Raw genomic sequence first — 1071 nt, forward strand, 5'->3', positions numbered from 1 at the left:
CTGGGACTCGTCTTTGTATAGTTTTATCAGGTAAAGCGAATGATTAGAGGTTTCGGGGTTGCAACAACTTCGCCCTATTCTCAAACTTTAAATGGGTAAGATGTGCAGGCTGCTTAGGTGAGCCTGCACGCTAACAATAGAATATAGAGTCCTTAGTGGGCCATTTTTGGTAAGCAGAACTGGCGATGCGGGATGAACCGAACGTGTGGGTTAAGGTGCCAAAGTGCGCGCTCATGTAGACACCATAAAGGGTGTCGGTTCATTCAGACAGCAGGACGGTGGTCATGGAAGTCGAAATCCGCTAAGGAGTGTGTAACAACTCACCTGCCGAATGGACCGGCCCCGAAAATGGATGGCGCTCAAGCGCGACCACCTATACCCAACCATCAGCGCGAACGTATTGACAGGATCGTCTGATGAGTAGGAGGGCGTGGGGTCCGTAGCGAAGCCTACCGCCCGTGAGGGCAGGTCGAACGGACCCTAGTGCAGATCTTGGTGGTAGTAGCAAATATTCAAATGAGTCACACAACTTTGAAGGCCGAAGTGGAGAAAGGTTCCATGTGAACAGCAGTTGGACATGGGTTAGCCGGTCCTAAGCGATGGGGTAAGGCCCGTACAAGGGCGTGCGATCGGGTGGCGTGCGCCGTAAAAACACGCACGTCATCCCCCTCCTCACGGAGGGCGTCGCACCGACCAGCGAAAGGGAACCAGGTTAATATTCCTGGGCCAGGACAGGGGTTGTGGCAATGGCCCCGTTAAACGGGCCGTGCTGAGCGGCAACGCAAACGAGCCAGGAGACGGCGATGGGGGTCCCAGGGAGGGTTCTCTTTCCTGCTTAACGGTCTCCCGTAAGGGAACAGCAAGCTGCTTGGCCGCGTCCTCACGGATTAACACGCGGTGCGGCGGTGTACGGTGCAAGCCGTGCGTCGTCGTGCTGCCGCGCGGAAACACAGCACAATGACCCTGGAATCGGATCGCCCGGAGAGAGGGTCAGATGACCGGCATAACGCCCCGGCTTCCGGGGCGTCTGGTGCACTCCCACCGTCCCTTGAAAATGTTCTACCTGGCAAG

The 1071-nt window shown here is 56.4% G+C and carries 1 rRNA gene; it reads left to right on the forward strand.

The annotated features are described in order from the left end of the window. A 23S ribosomal RNA gene (locus EER30_RS48290) occupies nucleotides 1-1071 on the forward strand; the annotation flags it as partial.

It is taken from the genome of Actinoplanes solisilvae (assembly GCF_003999975.1).
GTDB lineage: Bacteria > Actinomycetota > Actinomycetes > Mycobacteriales > Micromonosporaceae > Actinoplanes > Actinoplanes solisilvae.